This window comes from Nocardia asteroides (genome assembly GCF_021183625.1).
Lineage (GTDB): Bacteria > Actinomycetota > Actinomycetes > Mycobacteriales > Mycobacteriaceae > Nocardia > Nocardia asteroides_A.
In genome coordinates, this window is sequence record NZ_CP089214.1 from 65045 (window position 1) to 78930 (window position 13886).

Here is a 13886-nt window from a genome sequence, read left to right on the forward strand (position 1 = left end):
ACGCCTATGTGATCTCCGCCAGGACAGTGCCCTGGGTGATCGCGGCCCCGGCCTCGACGGAGAGCCCGGTGACGACCCCGGCCTTGTGCGCGTTGACGGGGTTCTCCATCTTCATGGCCTCGAGCACGGCGATCAGATCCCCGACCTCGACCGACTGTCCCTCTTCGACGGCGACCTTGACCACGGTGCCCTGCATTGGCGCGGTGACCGCGTCACCGGAGGCGGCGCCACCGGCGGCCCCGCCGCGCTTGCGCGGCTTGGGCTTCTTGCGGACGACGCCGTTACCGGCGGCGGGTGCGCCGTCGCCGAGGGAGAAGCTACCGGGCAGTGAGACCTCGACCCGGCGTCCGCCGACCTCGACGACCACCTTCTGCCGCGGCTCTTCGTCTTCTTCCTCGGCGGGGGCGCCTGGGGTGTAGGGCTCGACGGTGTTGTTCCACTCGTTCTCGATCCACTTGGTGTAGACGTCGAAGGAGGTGCCGTCGCCGATGAAGGCGGGGTCGTCGATAACCGCGCGGTGGAACGGGATGACCGTGGCCAGCCCCTCGACCTGGTACTCCGCCAGCGCGCGCCGCGCCCGTTCGAGTGCCTGGGTGCGGTTCTCGCCGGTGACGATGAGCTTGGCCAGCATGGAGTCGAACTGGCCGCCGATCACACTGCCCTGCACCACGCCGGAGTCGACGCGGACGCCGGGGCCGGTGGGCTCTTTGTAGACCGCGACCGGGCCGGGGGCGGGCAGGAAGCCGCGCCCGGCGTCCTCGCCGTTGATCCGGAACTCGATGGCGTGCCCGCGCGGGGTGGGGTCCTCGGTGATCTCGAGGGCGTCGCCGTTGGCGATGCGGAACTGCTGGCGCACCAGGTCGATGCCGGCGGTCTCCTCGGTGACGGGGTGCTCGACCTGCAGGCGGGTGTTGACCTCGAGGAAGGACACGGTCTCGCCCTGGACCAGGTACTCCACGGTGCCAGCACCGTAGTAGCCGGCCTCCTTGCAGATCCGCTTGGCGGACTCGTGGATCTGGGCGCGCACCGCGTCGGAGAGGAACGGCGCGGGAGCCTCTTCGACCAGCTTCTGGAAGCGGCGCTGCAGCGAGCAGTCGCGGGTGCCCGCGACCACGACGTTGCCGTGGGTGTCGGCGATGACCTGCGCCTCGACGTGCCGCGCCTTGTCCAGGTACTGCTCGACGAAGCACTCACCGCGCCCGAACGCCGCGATCGCCTCGCGGGTCGCGGACTCGAACAGCTCCGGGATCTCCTCGATGGTGTGGGCGACCTTCATGCCGCGCCCGCCACCGCCGTAGGCGGCCTTGATCGCCACCGGCACGCCGTACTGCTTCGCGAACTCCACGACCTCGTCGGCGTTCTTGACCGGGTCCTTGGTGCCCGCGGCCATCGGCGCCTTCGCGCGCTCGGCGATGTGGCGGGCGGTGACCTTGTCACCCAGGTCGCGGATCGACTGCGGGGAGGGCCCGATCCAGATCAGCCCGGCATCGAGGACGGCCTGGGCGAAGTCGGCGTTCTCCGAGAGGAAGCCGTAGCCGGGGTGGATGGCATCGGCGCCCGAGCGGGCCGCGGCGTCGAGGATCTTGTCGAACACCAGGTACGACTCGGCCGAGGTCTGCCCGCCCAAAGCGAAGGCTTCGTCGGCGAGCTTCACGAAGGGCGCGTCGGCGTCGGGTTCCGCGTAGACAGCGACGCTGCCGAGGCCGGCATCCTTGGCCGCCCGGATAACGCGCACCGCGATCTCGCCTCGATTGGCGACGAGTACCTTCGAGATTCTTCGGTCTGAACCGGTCAACACTGCACTTCCTTCACCACGCGAGCGGAAAGCCGCCGAGATCGCCTCGGAGCAGGGACATTTCGGAGCGCAACAGGTCGGCGGGGCTGCCCCAGCGGTCTTGCACAACGGGCGGGAGCGGTGCCGGTACGGCGGACAGACACAGCAGGATCGCGGCGACCTCCTCGTCGGAGGGGCGCCCGTTCAGCCGGATCGGATGCGAGTGCGAGGCCGTCACAGCGGGATGTTGCCGTGCTTCTTCGGCGGGAGGCTGACCATCTTGCGCTCGAGCAGTCGCAGCGCGGAGACGATCTGGCCGCGGGTGTGCGAGGGCGGGATGACCGCGTCCACATAACCGCGCTCGGCCGCCACGTACGGGTTCACGAGGGTGTCCTCGTACTCGTTCTGCAGCTCGAGCCGCAGCGCATCGACGTCGGAGCCGTCGGCGGCGGCGTCGGCGAGCTTCTTGCGGTAGACGAAGCCGATGGCGCCCGAGGCGCCCATGACGGCGATCTGGGCGGTGGGCCAGGCCAGGTTCACGTCGGCGCCGAGGTGCTTGGAGCCCATGACGTCGTAGGCCCCGCCGTAGGCCTTGCGGGTGATGACCGTGATCTTGCCCACAGTGGCCTCGCCGTAGGCGTAGAGCAGCTTCGCCCCGCGCCGGATGATGCCGTTGTACTCCTGGCCGGTACCGGGCAGGAACCCGGGCACGTCGACCAGGGTGACGATCGGGACGTTGAACGCGTCGCAGGTCCGCACGAACCGCGCGGCCTTTTCCGAGGCGTCGATATCGAGGCAGCCGGCGAACTGGGTGGGCTGATTCGCCACGATCCCGACGCTGCGCCCGTCGATGCGGCCGAAGCCGACGATGATGTTCATCGCGCGCTCGGCCTGGACCTCGAGGAACTCGTCGTCGTCGAGCAGCCGGCGGATGACCTCGTGCATGTCATAGGGCTGGTTCGGCGAGTCCGGGATCAGCGAGTCGAGCTCGAGATCCTCCTCGGTGAGCGAGTCCTCGATGGCCCCGGTGACCGGGTCGGTCGCGGGGAAGCGCGGGGCCTCGGCGCGGTTGTTGCTCGGCAGGTAGGACAGCAGGTCCTTGACGTAGTCCAGGGCGTCCTGCTCGCCGGAGGCGACGTAGTGCGCGACGCCGGACTTGACCATGTGGGTGTGGGCGCCGCCCAGATCCTCCATGGTGACGTCCTCGCCGGTGACGGTCTTGATGACGTCGGGGCCGGTGACGAACATCTGGCTGGTCTGATCGACCATCACCACGAAGTCGGTCAGCGCGGGGGAGTAGACGTGCCCGCCCGCGGCCGGGCCCATGATCAGCGAGATCTGCGGGATCACCCCGGAGGCCTGGATATTGCGGTGGAAGATCTCGCCGTAGAGCCCGAGCGAGACCACACCCTCCTGGATCCGCGCGCCCGCGCCCTCGTTGATCCCGACCAGCGGGCGCCCGGTCTTGAGCGCGAGATCCATGACCTTGACGATCTTCTCGCCGTAGACCTCGCCCAGGCTGCCACCGAAGACGGTCACGTCCTGGCTGAAGATGCAGACATCACGCCCGTCGACGGTGCCGTAGCCGGTGACCACACCGTCGCCGAGCGGGCGGTTCTTGTCCAGCCCGAAGTTCACGCTCCGATGCCTGGCCAGCGCGTCGAGCTCGACGAACGAGCCCTCGTCCAGCAGGGCCAGGATCCGCTCACGGGCCGTCATCTTGCCCTTGGCATGCACCCTGTCGACGGCAGAGCGTCCGGAAGGCACACGCGCGTGGGCGAGCCGCCAGTGCAGTTCGGCGAGCTTGCCCGCGGTGGTGCGGCTACCGGAATGCACCGGCTCTTCGGTGACGGTCACGCGGATGAGTCCTTCGGGTCGGGGTTGTCACCGCTGTCGGCTGTGGCCGTCGGTGAGCAACCGGGTCGGAGGCATCGGCTCCGGATCGGTGCCGGTGCCCGGCTGTCGATCAGCCGGTGGGGGCATCGACGGCTGCGGTGTGGAACCGCTCCGCGTAGCGGATATACCAGTCCAGGGCGGTGACATCGGCGACGGTGGCCCGGTTGACCGCGGTATCGGCCGACACGCCCTGGATCAGCTTCTTGATCGGGATCTCGAGCCGCTTGCCGGTCCGGGTGGTGGGGACGGCGGGTACTTCCAGGATCTCGTCGGGGACGTGGCGGGGGGAGACCTTGCGCCGGATCGCGGTCCGGATCTTCTCGGCCAGGGCGTCGTCGAAGCGGACGCCCTCGCGCACGACGACGAACAGCGGCATGTGGTAGCCGCCGTCGGGCAGCTCGGCGCCGATGACGAGCGCGTCGGCGATCTCGGGCAGGGTCTCCACGGCCTGGTAGATATCGGCCGAGCCCATGCGGACGCCGCCGCGGTTGATGGTGGAGTCCGAGCGGCCGTGCACGATGCAGGAGCCGTCGGGCTGCATCGTGATCCAGTCGCCGTGGCGCCACACTCCGGGGTAGAGGTCGAAGTAGGCGGCGCGATAGCGGGTGCCGTCGGGGTCGTTCCAGAACGAGATCGGCATCGATGGCATCGGGGCGGTGATCACCATCTCCCCGACCTCGCCGATCACCGACTGCCCGTCCTCGTTCCACGCCTGCACGTTCACCCCGAGGTAGGGGCCCTGTAGCGCGCCGGTGACGACCGGGCTCAGCGGGTTGGCGCCGACGAATCCGGTGGCCACGTCGGTGCCGCCGCTGTCGGAGCCCAGGTGCACATCGGCGCTGACCGCCGCGTAGATCCAGCGCCACGTCGTATCGGGCAGCGGCGAGCCGGTCGACATGATCGAGCGCAGCGCACCCAGGTCGAAGTCGGCGCCGGGGCGGGTGCCCGCCTTCTCGCACAGCGTCAGGTAGGCCGCGCCGGTGCCGAAGCGGGTGACGCCGTAGCGGGCGCAGAGCTCGAACAGGTGGTCGGTGCGCTCGTAGGTGGGGCTGCCGTCGTAGGTGATGATGGTTGCGCCGGTCGCCATCGCGTCGACCAGCATGTTCCACACGACCCAGGCGGTGCTGGCGGCGATGAACACCCGGTCGGCGGGCCCCAGGTCGTAATGCAGCGCATTGGCTTTGAGGGATTCGAGCAGGATTCCGCCGTGCGAGTGCACGATGCCCTTCGGCAGCCCGGTGGTGCCGGAGCTGTACAGGATCCACAGCGGATGATCGAAGGGGAGCTGTTCGTAGCGGGGGAGCGCATCGCCCGCCACGAGCTCCGCGTAGTCGAGGGCATCGGCGAGCTCCTCGCCAGGGCCGAGCCCGAGGTTGGTGACCAGAATGGTCTCGCGCACGGTCGGCAGCTGCCCGCGCAGTTCGGCCAGGTTCGCCCTGCGGTCGATCGGTTTGCCGTTGAACCGGTAGCCGTCGACTCCGATCAGCACCGTCGGCTCGATCTGGCCGAACCGATCGACCAGCCCCTTGAGGCCGAAATCCGGCGCGCAGCAGGACCATAGGGCGCCCACGCTCGCCGCGGCCAGGACCGCGATGACGGTGGGGCCGATATTGGGCAGGACCGCGGCGATCCGATCGCCGGGCCGGATGCCGATGGCCCGGAAGTGTGCGGCCAGGTTCGCCACCTCGCCGACCAGGCGCTCGCGGGAGATCTCGGCGGTGGTGCCGGTCTCGTCCACCGAGATCACGGCCGGGCCCGGTGCGTCGCGGTGGCGCAGCAGGTTCTCGGCCCAGTTCAGCCGGGCGCCGGGGAACCAGCGCGCGCCGGGCATCGTCTCCTCGGCGAGCACGGCCCGCGGAGGTCGCGATGCCAGGACCTCGAAGTACTCCCAGATGGATGACCAGAACCCCGTGGGATCGTTGATCGACCAGCGCCAGAGGGCGGCGAAGTTGTCGGTGTCGATGTCCTTCTCACCGGCCAGCCACCGCTGGTAGTGGGTCATGCGCGCGGCCGCGACGCGGTCGGGCGCCGGGTTCCACAGGACTTCTCGGTCGGCCCCAGTCATTGCTGCTGTTCCTTTCCATCGCCCGTGCCCCGGGGGCGCATCCGCCCCGGGGGCACGGGCTCAACCGTGCGAACTCAGCGCGACAACACCGCGCCGAGCGCCTGGACGAGCGTGCTCGACGGGTCGCTCACGGCTTCGGCGCTGCGCCAGGCCACGTGGTTGTCTGGGCGGACGAGGATCGCGCCGCTACCGCTGATCTGGCGCAGGGCGCTCCACTCTCCCTGCGGATCGCGGTACTCCGACTCCGCTCCGATCTCGGCGACCTTCACCTGGACGCCGTACTTCTCGGCCGCCTGTGCTGCCGCGGGCGCCCAGCTCTCGCCGTTCTCGGCGACGATGAGCACGAAGCGGGCGTTGTTCTCGGTGAGGTCGTGGGTGGAGAGCCGCCGGCCGTTGTGCTCGATCCAGGTGTGCGGCAGCCGATGGCCGGGGCGCGTGGTCGGGTGATAGATCCGGCCCATGGGGTCGCGCGGCGGGGCGTCGGTGCCGTCGGGGACCAGGGCGCCCTCGGGGTAGGCGAATCCGATCTCGAGGTCGTGGGCCTGGAACTCCGTGCGCTGGGTGGAGACGACCTCCGCGGCGCGGGCGCGGCGGGTCTCGCCCATCGCGGTGTCGGAGAAGAAGTCGCGGAAGACCTGGAGCTGGGCTTCGAGCGGCTGGCCGGGAACCAGCCCCAACCCGGCGTCGATGACCATGTGGTTGAGGAAGGTGAACATCGCCCAGTCCACGTTGCGCATCCCGACCGGGCGGCGCTCGGCCTCGTAGGTGTCGAGCAGCGCCGGGGCGGCGGCGCCCTTCAGCACGGCGGCCAGCTTCCAGGCCAGATTGTGCGCGTCCTGGATGGCGGTGTTCAGGCCGAGCCCGGTGGTCGGGGGGTGGCGATGCGCGGCGTCTCCGGCCAGGAAGATCCGTCCTACCTGGTATTTCTCGGCCAGCACGCCTTCGAGGATCCAGTGGCTGACCTTGTGCACCTTCATGTCGAGATCGGGCAGCTTGAGCAGATCGCGGATGCGCGGAGCGATGCCGTCCTCGTCGAAGCGGGCGGGGTCGTCGGGCCGGAAGGTGAAGTGCAGCACGAACTCCTCGGAGTGCCTGCCCCAGGTCGGGCCCATCGCGGCCATCGCGCCGCTGTTCCAAGACCCCGCCCCCTCCGGGTTGAGCAGCCAGGTGATCAGCACGTCGTCCTCCCACCACTGCGACAGATCGGCGGTGAAGTGGGTGCTGACCATGTCGAGAATGCCGGTGGGGCCCTGCATCGCGATCCCGAGTTCGGGGCCGACGGTCTTGCCGCCGTCGGCGGCGACCAGATACTGGGCCTGCACGGTGTAGGTCTGCTGGGTGGTGCGGTCCAGGATCACCGCCTGCACGCCGTCGTCGTTCTGCTCGAACGAGACCAGTTCGTGGCTGAAGTGCAGCGAGCCGGGGGCGCGCTGCTCGGCGTGTTCGCGCAGCAGCGGCTCGAGGCGGATCTGCGGGTAGTTGGTCGAGGGGCACGGGCTGTCGATGGCGTATTCGCTGTCGAGCCGGCCGCCGCCGAAGGAGTCCAGGGTGAACAAGGTGCGGCCGTCGAGCTCGCCGTCGCCGCCGAGTGAGGTCACCCACCTGGTCTTGCCCATGTTCTGCGGCGGGGTGCCGACGGCATAGATCGAATCCGCGACGCCCACCTGGCGCAGGACCTCCATCGAGCGCTGATTGAGGTAGTGCGCCTTGGGCAGGTGCGAGGTGCTGTCGTGGCGTTCCACGAGGCAGTGCTCGATCCCGTGCTCGGACAGCAGGATCGAGGTGGTCAGGCCGCAACCGCCACCTCCGACGATGAGGACGGGAACGGTGATATCAGGCATGGCTGGACCTTCCGGCAGCGGTGACGGGGTAGGGGTGGGAAGACGGCGTGAACCGGTGGCGCATCTCGCCGATGACCTCGGCGCGGCTGACGAGCACGTCGTCGGTGCCGATGAGCCGCTTCGGCTCGCGGGTGTAGCCGATTCCGGCCGGTGTGCCGGTGAAGATCAGGTCACCGGGGCGCAGGGGCACGATCGAGGACAGGTAGGCGACCAGCACCGGTACCGAGAAGATCAGGTGGCGGGTCCGCGAGGCCTGCATGACCTCACCCGACAGCACGGTGGAGAGCCCGATGTCATCGCGGTCGGGGAACTCCTCCGGAGTGACGAGGAACGGGCCGATCGGCGCGAAGCCCGTGAACGATTTGCCCAGGGCGAACTGCTGGGGCGGCGGGCCCGACAGCTGCAGCTCCCGCTCGGACAGGTCCTGGCCGAGGGTGAGCCCGGCGACGTGGTTCCAGCCTTCGGCGGGCGGTACGTGGCGGGCACGGCTGCCGATGACCGCGACGAGCTCGACCTCGAAATCGACCGAACCGCCGGGGTGGTCGATGGTGTCGTAGGGGCCCGCGATCGCGGCCGGGAACTTCGTGAAGACGAACGGGGCGTCGGGCAGGGTCAGCCCGGACTCCTCGACGTGATCGGCGTAGTTGACTCCCACCGCGAAGATCTGGCCCGGATGCGGAACCGGGGGCCCCAGCTCGGCGGGCTCCAGCGGGCTCGCCGAGCCGGCGTCGGCGGTCGGTGCCCACTCGAGGAACTCGTTCCACCGCTCGAAGATGAGCTGCGGCTGCGCGGAGAATCGCCCGCCGCTGGCGTCCTCGACGTCGACGACCGTGTCGCCGACGACGAGCTTGAGCCGACCGGATTGATTGGCCACACGCATGAGGTGTCCTTCGCGAATCGAGACTGCAACTTGTCGGTGTGCGTGTGGATCAGCTGGTCAGTGCCGCCATCGGATCCGGCAGATCGGGGCTGGTCCGCAGCGCCCACCGGTGTGTGGTGAGCTCCGCGACCGGAGTGCCCTCGGTGAGCGCCGCTCGCATCAGCTCCGGGACGAAGGAGACGCCAACGGGGTTGTCGCCGTATTCGGGGCCGTTCATGTAGGCCGTCGCGTCGTCCGGAGTCGCGAAGTTGTCGATCTGCAGCTCCACGAAGTTGCCGTCGGGATCCCGGTAGTACAGCGAGGTGGTCACCCCGTGCTGGATCGGCACCTTGGGCTCGATGCCCTTGGCCTTGAGCGAGTCGTACCGGTCGAGCAGGTCGCCGAGGGTATCGAAGGTGTAGGCGGTGTGGTGCATGCCCGCCGCGCCGGGATTGCGGGGCTCGAGTTGCACGGGTGCGCCGAGCAGGGCGACGCGGTGGTGCTCCTCGTCGAAGGTGATGAAACACAGCCCGTGGCCCTCGTAGACCACGTGGGCGTCCAGCACGGTGCAGTACCAGTCGCGCATTTCTTCGAGGCGGCTGGTCTGCAGTACAACATGCGCGAACTTGGGTGTGGCGGACATGATCGGCTCCTTTGCGTCTCAGGGGCGGCGGCCCACCTCGTTGTGCGCGCCGCCCGGTGCCCGGCACGGCATCGTCGGTGCGCCGGAGCACTGGTGCTATATGTGATAACATCCGCCACCAAGCAGCTTGTGGCGTGCATCACGTAAGCGGTGTCACAATTCCAACCAATTTCCGGCCGGGCCACCACGGGCTGCGAACCAAGAGAATCCGGAATCATTGGTCCGAAGCCCAAACCGTGTCCGATCCCGGCCGGGAATCGACCGAAAGGGACACGAAGTGCCGCACTGGTCCCGCGGGCTGGCGCCGAGCCGCATCGCAGGAGACGAGCCCGAGTGGCTCGGCTCCGAAGCAGACCGAGTCCGGAACGCTCTGGGATCCGGGGCCGTGTTGTGGGCGGTCGAGGTTGGTCAGAACATCACGGCCAGGATCGCGCAGGCGCTGCCCGAACTCGGCGAGGGGCCCTCGGCCCTCGGGGCGGTGCTGCGGGCCACCACCTCCACGACGCTGCAGGCCCTGACATTGGTCGCGAGCATCGGTGAGCAGGACGCGAGCCTGGCCAGCCGCGAGGTCACCGAAATCGCGGGCGAGTTCGCGCGCCGCGGGATGGAGCTCAACGACCTGCTGCGTTCGATCCGGGTGGGGTACGCGGTGCTGGCCGCCGCGCTCCTCGACGGCGCCTCCGAACTGCTCCCGCCAGAGCAGAGCAGCGCCGAACTACGGCGGATCTCGGTGCTGCTGTTCGAGGTGCTCGACGACTTCACCGGGGTCGCCGCGACGGCCTTCGTCGCGGAGCAGAGTTCGTGGGCGGCCGGGGTCTCGGCGGCGCGCCTGGAACTGGCCACCACGATCATCAATGGTGAGCCGGTCGACGCCGCGCGCGCCGCCCAGGTGCTCAGCTACCCCCTGACCGGCCAGCACGTGGCGATGATCGCCTGGGGCGCCCCGCAATCCCGGCACGACCTGCGCAGCGTGGTGGAGCCGGTGCTGCGCCGGTGGGGCACGCTCACCGCGACCCTGGTCATCCCGGTCGGCGTGCAGGCGATCTGGGCGTGGGGCTGCGTCGTCCCGGACCAACTGCGCCCGCTGCATCCCCCGGTGCCGCACCTCGGTGAAGCCTGGGCGGTGGCCGGAGAACTCGACGCGGGCGTGGAAGGATTCCGCCGGAGCCATCTGGAAGCCCGCGCCGTCGAGCGGCTGGTGCGGATGCGCGAGCAACCCGAGGGCGCGGTGACCGCACACGAGGACGTGGCTCTGGAAGTGCTGTTGCTCGCCGAGCCCGAGGCGGCCACGCGATTCGTCGACCGCGTGCTGGGCCCGCTGGGTGCCGACGATCCCCGCATGGCCGACCTGCGCTCGACCTTGCGCCGCTACCTGGATTTGGACCACAGCCTGGCGCAGGTGGCCGCCGCCGAGCACATCTCCAAGAACACCGTGACCTACCGGGTGCAGCGGGCGCTCTCGCTGTGCGGCCACAGCGGTTCCTCCACCACCAATCTGCGTTCCGCGCTGCGTATCCACGACTGGCTGAATCCGCCGTCGACCGATCAGCGCTGACCCGGCACGGTCTGGTCCAGAGCCCAATTTCCGGCGCGAACCCTGGGGTGCACACCAGTGCGGTACCCCGGACTACCGCGCTCTACTTGTGGTGTAGGACACACAGCCCGCGAGGGTCGGGCAGCAGCCGACCCGGATGTCGCCGGCGTTCGAGTCCGTTCCCACGTACAGCGGCTGCGCCCGCGGTTCGACAGAAGAAGGTGCCGTTTTGAGCTCCGTACAGCAGTCTTTCAAGGATGTGATGGCCAGTGTGGCTGCCCCGGTGGCGGTCGTGACCTCGGCCGACGGCGCACTTCCGGTCGGTACCACGGTGAGCGCGTTCACCTCGCTGTCGATGACCCCGCCCATGGTGATGGTCGCTTTGGATCGCGGCTCGGAGACGCTCCGCCACATCGTCGAATCCACGATGTTCGGGCTCAACGTGCTCGGGGTCGAGCAGCAGGACATCGCCCTTGCCTTCGCCCGGAAGGGCGGCACCGGCAAATTCGACGGTATCGGCTGGAGCCGCGATCACGACCTCCCGCGCCTGCACGGCTGCGCCGGTTGGATCGCGTGCCGATCCGAGCGCGTCGTCGACGGCGGAGACCACGTGATCGTGCTCGGCGAAGTCGTCGCGGCCGAGCACCGGGACTGCGATCCCCTGACCTATCACCGGCGCACCTTCGGCACGCACTCCGCGTTCACCACGGTGTGAGACCGCCCCGGTGCCCTCTCCGCGCTCCGCTCCCGAAAGGCCCGGCATGACAACGTCATTCACCACTCAGGTCGCCGCACCGTGGTCGACGCTCGTCGACGGCGTCTGCGCTCTCGGTGCCGATGAGCTGATCATCCTGCACCACGACGGGCGCTTCGTGCTCGCCGGATGCGCGGGCACCGCCACGACCGAGCAGCTCGCCTTCCTCATCCGGCACAGCACCGGCTTCGTGCAGGTCGCACTGCACGAACGCGACTGCGACCGACTGCTGCTGCCCGAAGCGACACCGGATGTCCGCGATGCCGGTGCTTCCAGCTACGGCCAGTGCGTCGCCGTCGATGCCGCACTCGGTGTCACCACCGGGATCTCCGGCGCCGATCGGGCCCGCACCGCGCGGGTGCTGGCCGATCCCGACTCGAACTCCGATGACCTGAACCGGCCCGGACACCTGGTGCCGGTGCGCGTCAACCCCTTCGCGTTCCAGGACCGGCTGAGCGCGGCCGCGGTCGCCCTCGCGCTCACCGACGCGGCGCGCCCGGAGTGCTCCGGTGCGCTGTTCGCCGATATCGCGGGCATCGTCGACCCGGCCGAGCTCGCCGATGCCCGCGACGCCGAGACGATCGCCGCCCGGTACGGGCTGACCACGGTGTCCTCGGTGAACCCCTGACCATCCCTTCCGGGTTCCGGTCCGGCCGCGATAGCGCGCACCGACGAGCTTCCGGCACACCCCCACCCCTCCCATCCGAAGGCAAGGAAGCCATGACGATCACTCCGAACGAACTGCTCGACCGTGTCCGTGACCTGGTTCCGGCGATCACCGAGCGCGCCCAGAAGACCGAGGAGAACCGCGCTCCGCTGGACGAGACGATCACCGACCTGATCGACTCCGGAGTGCTGGCCACCCTCACCCCCAAGGAGTACGGCGGGCTCGAGTTCGGCCTGGACGTCGCGGCCGACATCGTGCGCACCCTGAGCGCGGCCTGCCCCTCCACGGGCTGGGTCACCTCCTTCTACATCGGCGCCGCATGGCGGGTGAACATCTTCACCGAGCAGGCCCAGCGCGAGGTCTTCGCCGACAAGCCCTACACCCTCACCGCCGGAACCGCCGCCCCGCTGAGGCAGGTCGAGCAGGTCGACGGCGGCTTCCGCATCACCGGCCAGACCGCCTGGAACTCCGGATCGATCCACGCCGACTGGTTCACCTTCGCCGGACTCGGCGTCGACGAATCCGGTAACCCGGCTCCGCTGTGGTTCCTCGTCCCCCGCTCGGAGGTCAAGATCCTCGACACCTGGTACATCTCCGGGATGTCGGGCACCGGCAGCAACGATGTCGCGGTGGACGAGGTCTTCGTGCCCACCTACCGCACCGGCCCGTTCGCCCTCGCCCTCGCGGGCAAGGCACCCGGCCAGCTGCTGCACGCCAACCCGATGTACCACCTGCCGTTCCTGCCGTTCGCCATGGCCGAGGTCACCCCGGTCGTGGTGGGCGCGATGCGCGGTGCCGCCGACGCGTTCGTCGACCGCACCAAGGCGCGGCAGGGCACCCTCAGCCAGGAGAAGGCCTCCGGCAAGCAGGCCGCCCAGATGCGGCTCGGCCGGGCACTGGCCGCAGCCGACGCCGCGGAGACGCTGCTGCACGCCTTCTTCGAGCGGCTCACCAGCGAGCGGCCCGAGCAGGCCGAACCTCTCGACCGCGCCGAGATGAAGCTCAAGGCCGCCTTCATCACCGACCTGTGCCGCAACTCGCTCAACGACATCGTGCGCGGAATCGGCGGCGACGGATTCCGGACTTCCTCGCCGATCCAGCGTTTCCACCGCGACCTGAGCGTGCTCGGTGTGCACGCCTTCCTCGACATCGACACCGCCGCCGAGACCATGGGCCGGTTCACCCTCGACCTGCCCGTCTCCGACCCGCTGCTGTGAGCGCCCCGGAAACGTCCCGCGGACTGGACGAACAGGCCGCCTCGGTGCTGTTCTCCGGTGCGCGCACGGCCAACAGCTTCGCCGCCACCCCGGTGCGCGACGACGAGCTCGCCGCCATCTGGGAGCACACCCGGTGGGCGCCGACCGCGGCCAATTCCCAGCCGATGCGGGTGCTGTTCATCAGAACCGACGAGGCAAGGCAGCGGCTGATCCCGCATCTGAGCGAGGGCAACCGGGACAAGACCCGGTCGGCTCCGGCCACCGCGATCCTCGCCCTGGACACCGAGTTCCACGAACGGCTGCCGCAGCTACTGCCCTTCCGCCCCGAAATGCGCGACATCTTCGCCGCCGACGACGACCTGCGCACGCGGACAGGACAGTTCAACGCCGCACTGCAAGCCGGCTACTTCATCCTCGCCGTCCGCGCCGCCGGACTGGCGGCGGGACCGATGGCCGGATTCGACGCCACCGGGATCGACGCCGAGTTCTTCGCCGGTACCACCCGGCGCTCGATCCTCGTCGTCAATATCGGCCACCCCGGCCCGAACCCCTGGTTCGAACGCCTGCCGCGGATCGACCCCCGCGAAGCGATCGACTGGGCCTGACCCCCTCCCTGACAACCTGAGCGAGATCACC

The 13886-nt window shown here is 69.4% G+C and carries 12 protein-coding genes; 5 read left to right on the forward strand and 7 right to left on the reverse strand.

Annotation, left to right across the window (positions count from 1 at the left end; all coding sequences use genetic code 11):
- Positions 1–4: 4 nt before the first annotated feature.
- The 7 genes from LTT61_RS00300 to LTT61_RS00330 all read right to left on the reverse strand — a co-directional run bounded on the left by LTT61_RS00300 (position 5) and on the right by LTT61_RS00330 (position 9078).
- Positions 5–1795, reverse strand: coding sequence for an acetyl/propionyl/methylcrotonyl-CoA carboxylase subunit alpha (locus tag LTT61_RS00300; protein WP_233017888.1), 1791 nt, complete (start codon positions 1793–1795; stop codon positions 5–7).
- A gap of 13 nt (positions 1796–1808) precedes the next feature.
- Positions 1809–2012 (reverse strand): acyl-CoA carboxylase subunit epsilon, encoded by a 204-nt coding sequence (locus LTT61_RS00305; protein ID WP_233017889.1) that lies wholly within the window; start codon positions 2010–2012, stop codon positions 1809–1811.
- On the reverse strand, positions 2009–3631 hold the full coding sequence (locus LTT61_RS00310) for an acyl-CoA carboxylase subunit beta (protein WP_233017890.1): 1623 nt from the start codon (positions 3629–3631) through the stop codon (positions 2009–2011). Before LTT61_RS00310 ends, LTT61_RS00305 begins: the two co-directional genes overlap by 4 nt.
- 109 nt (positions 3632–3740) lie before the next feature.
- A complete protein-coding gene (locus tag LTT61_RS00315; protein WP_233017891.1) occupies positions 3741–5735 on the reverse strand; it encodes an acetoacetate--CoA ligase in 1995 nt (664 codons plus the stop codon).
- Positions 5736–5809: 74 nt separating this feature from the next.
- Positions 5810–7576, reverse strand: coding sequence for an FAD-dependent oxidoreductase (locus tag LTT61_RS00320; protein WP_233017892.1), 1767 nt, complete (start codon positions 7574–7576; stop codon positions 5810–5812).
- A complete protein-coding gene (locus tag LTT61_RS00325; protein WP_233017893.1) occupies positions 7569–8456 on the reverse strand; it encodes a fumarylacetoacetate hydrolase family protein in 888 nt (295 codons plus the stop codon). Before LTT61_RS00325 ends, LTT61_RS00320 begins: the two co-directional genes overlap by 8 nt.
- Before the next feature lie 49 nt (positions 8457–8505).
- Positions 8506–9078, reverse strand: coding sequence for a VOC family protein (locus LTT61_RS00330; RefSeq protein WP_233017894.1), 573 nt, complete (start codon positions 9076–9078; stop codon positions 8506–8508).
- Positions 9079–9355: 277 nt separating this feature from the next.
- On the opposite strand from LTT61_RS00330, the gene LTT61_RS00335 reads away from it, so the two are divergent.
- From LTT61_RS00335 to LTT61_RS00355, 5 genes are all read left to right on the forward strand, one after another.
- Positions 9356–10633, forward strand: a complete 1278-nt coding sequence (locus LTT61_RS00335) for a PucR family transcriptional regulator (RefSeq protein WP_233017895.1) — start codon at positions 9356–9358, stop codon at positions 10631–10633.
- A gap of 241 nt (positions 10634–10874) precedes the next feature.
- Positions 10875–11327, forward strand: a complete 453-nt coding sequence (locus LTT61_RS00340) for a flavin reductase family protein (RefSeq protein ID WP_233021282.1) — start codon at positions 10875–10877, stop codon at positions 11325–11327.
- Positions 11328–11373: 46 nt separating this feature from the next.
- Positions 11374–11994 carry a 3,4-dihydroxy-2-butanone-4-phosphate synthase gene (locus LTT61_RS00345; RefSeq protein ID WP_233017896.1) on the forward strand — a complete coding sequence of 207 codons (621 nt, stop codon included), beginning with the start codon at positions 11374–11376 and terminating at the stop codon, positions 11992–11994.
- A 92-nt stretch (positions 11995–12086) separates the two neighbouring features.
- Positions 12087–13250 carry an acyl-CoA dehydrogenase family protein gene (locus LTT61_RS00350; RefSeq protein WP_233017897.1) on the forward strand — a complete coding sequence of 388 codons (1164 nt, stop codon included), beginning with the start codon at positions 12087–12089 and terminating at the stop codon, positions 13248–13250.
- On the forward strand, positions 13247–13855 hold the full coding sequence (locus LTT61_RS00355; RefSeq protein ID WP_233017898.1) for a malonic semialdehyde reductase: 609 nt from the start codon (positions 13247–13249) through the stop codon (positions 13853–13855). Before LTT61_RS00350 ends, LTT61_RS00355 begins: the two co-directional genes overlap by 4 nt.
- Positions 13856–13886 lie beyond the last annotated feature (31 nt).

Coding starts and splice junctions, on each gene's coding strand:
- LTT61_RS00315 (WP_233017891.1), bottom strand. CDS start 5,735: ATGACTGGGGCCGACCGAGAAGTCCTGTGGAACCCGGCGCCCGACCGC.
- LTT61_RS00345 (WP_233017896.1), top strand. CDS start 11,374: ATGACAACGTCATTCACCACTCAGGTCGCCGCACCGTGGTCGACGCTC.
- LTT61_RS00320 (WP_233017892.1), bottom strand. CDS start 7,576: ATGCCTGATATCACCGTTCCCGTCCTCATCGTCGGAGGTGGCGGTTGC.
- LTT61_RS00325 (WP_233017893.1), bottom strand. CDS start 8,456: ATGCGTGTGGCCAATCAATCCGGTCGGCTCAAGCTCGTCGTCGGCGAC.
- LTT61_RS00330 (WP_233017894.1), bottom strand. CDS start 9,078: ATGTCCGCCACACCCAAGTTCGCGCATGTTGTACTGCAGACCAGCCGC.
- LTT61_RS00350 (WP_233017897.1), top strand. CDS start 12,087: ATGACGATCACTCCGAACGAACTGCTCGACCGTGTCCGTGACCTGGTT.
- LTT61_RS00340 (WP_233021282.1), top strand. CDS start 10,875: ATGGCCAGTGTGGCTGCCCCGGTGGCGGTCGTGACCTCGGCCGACGGC.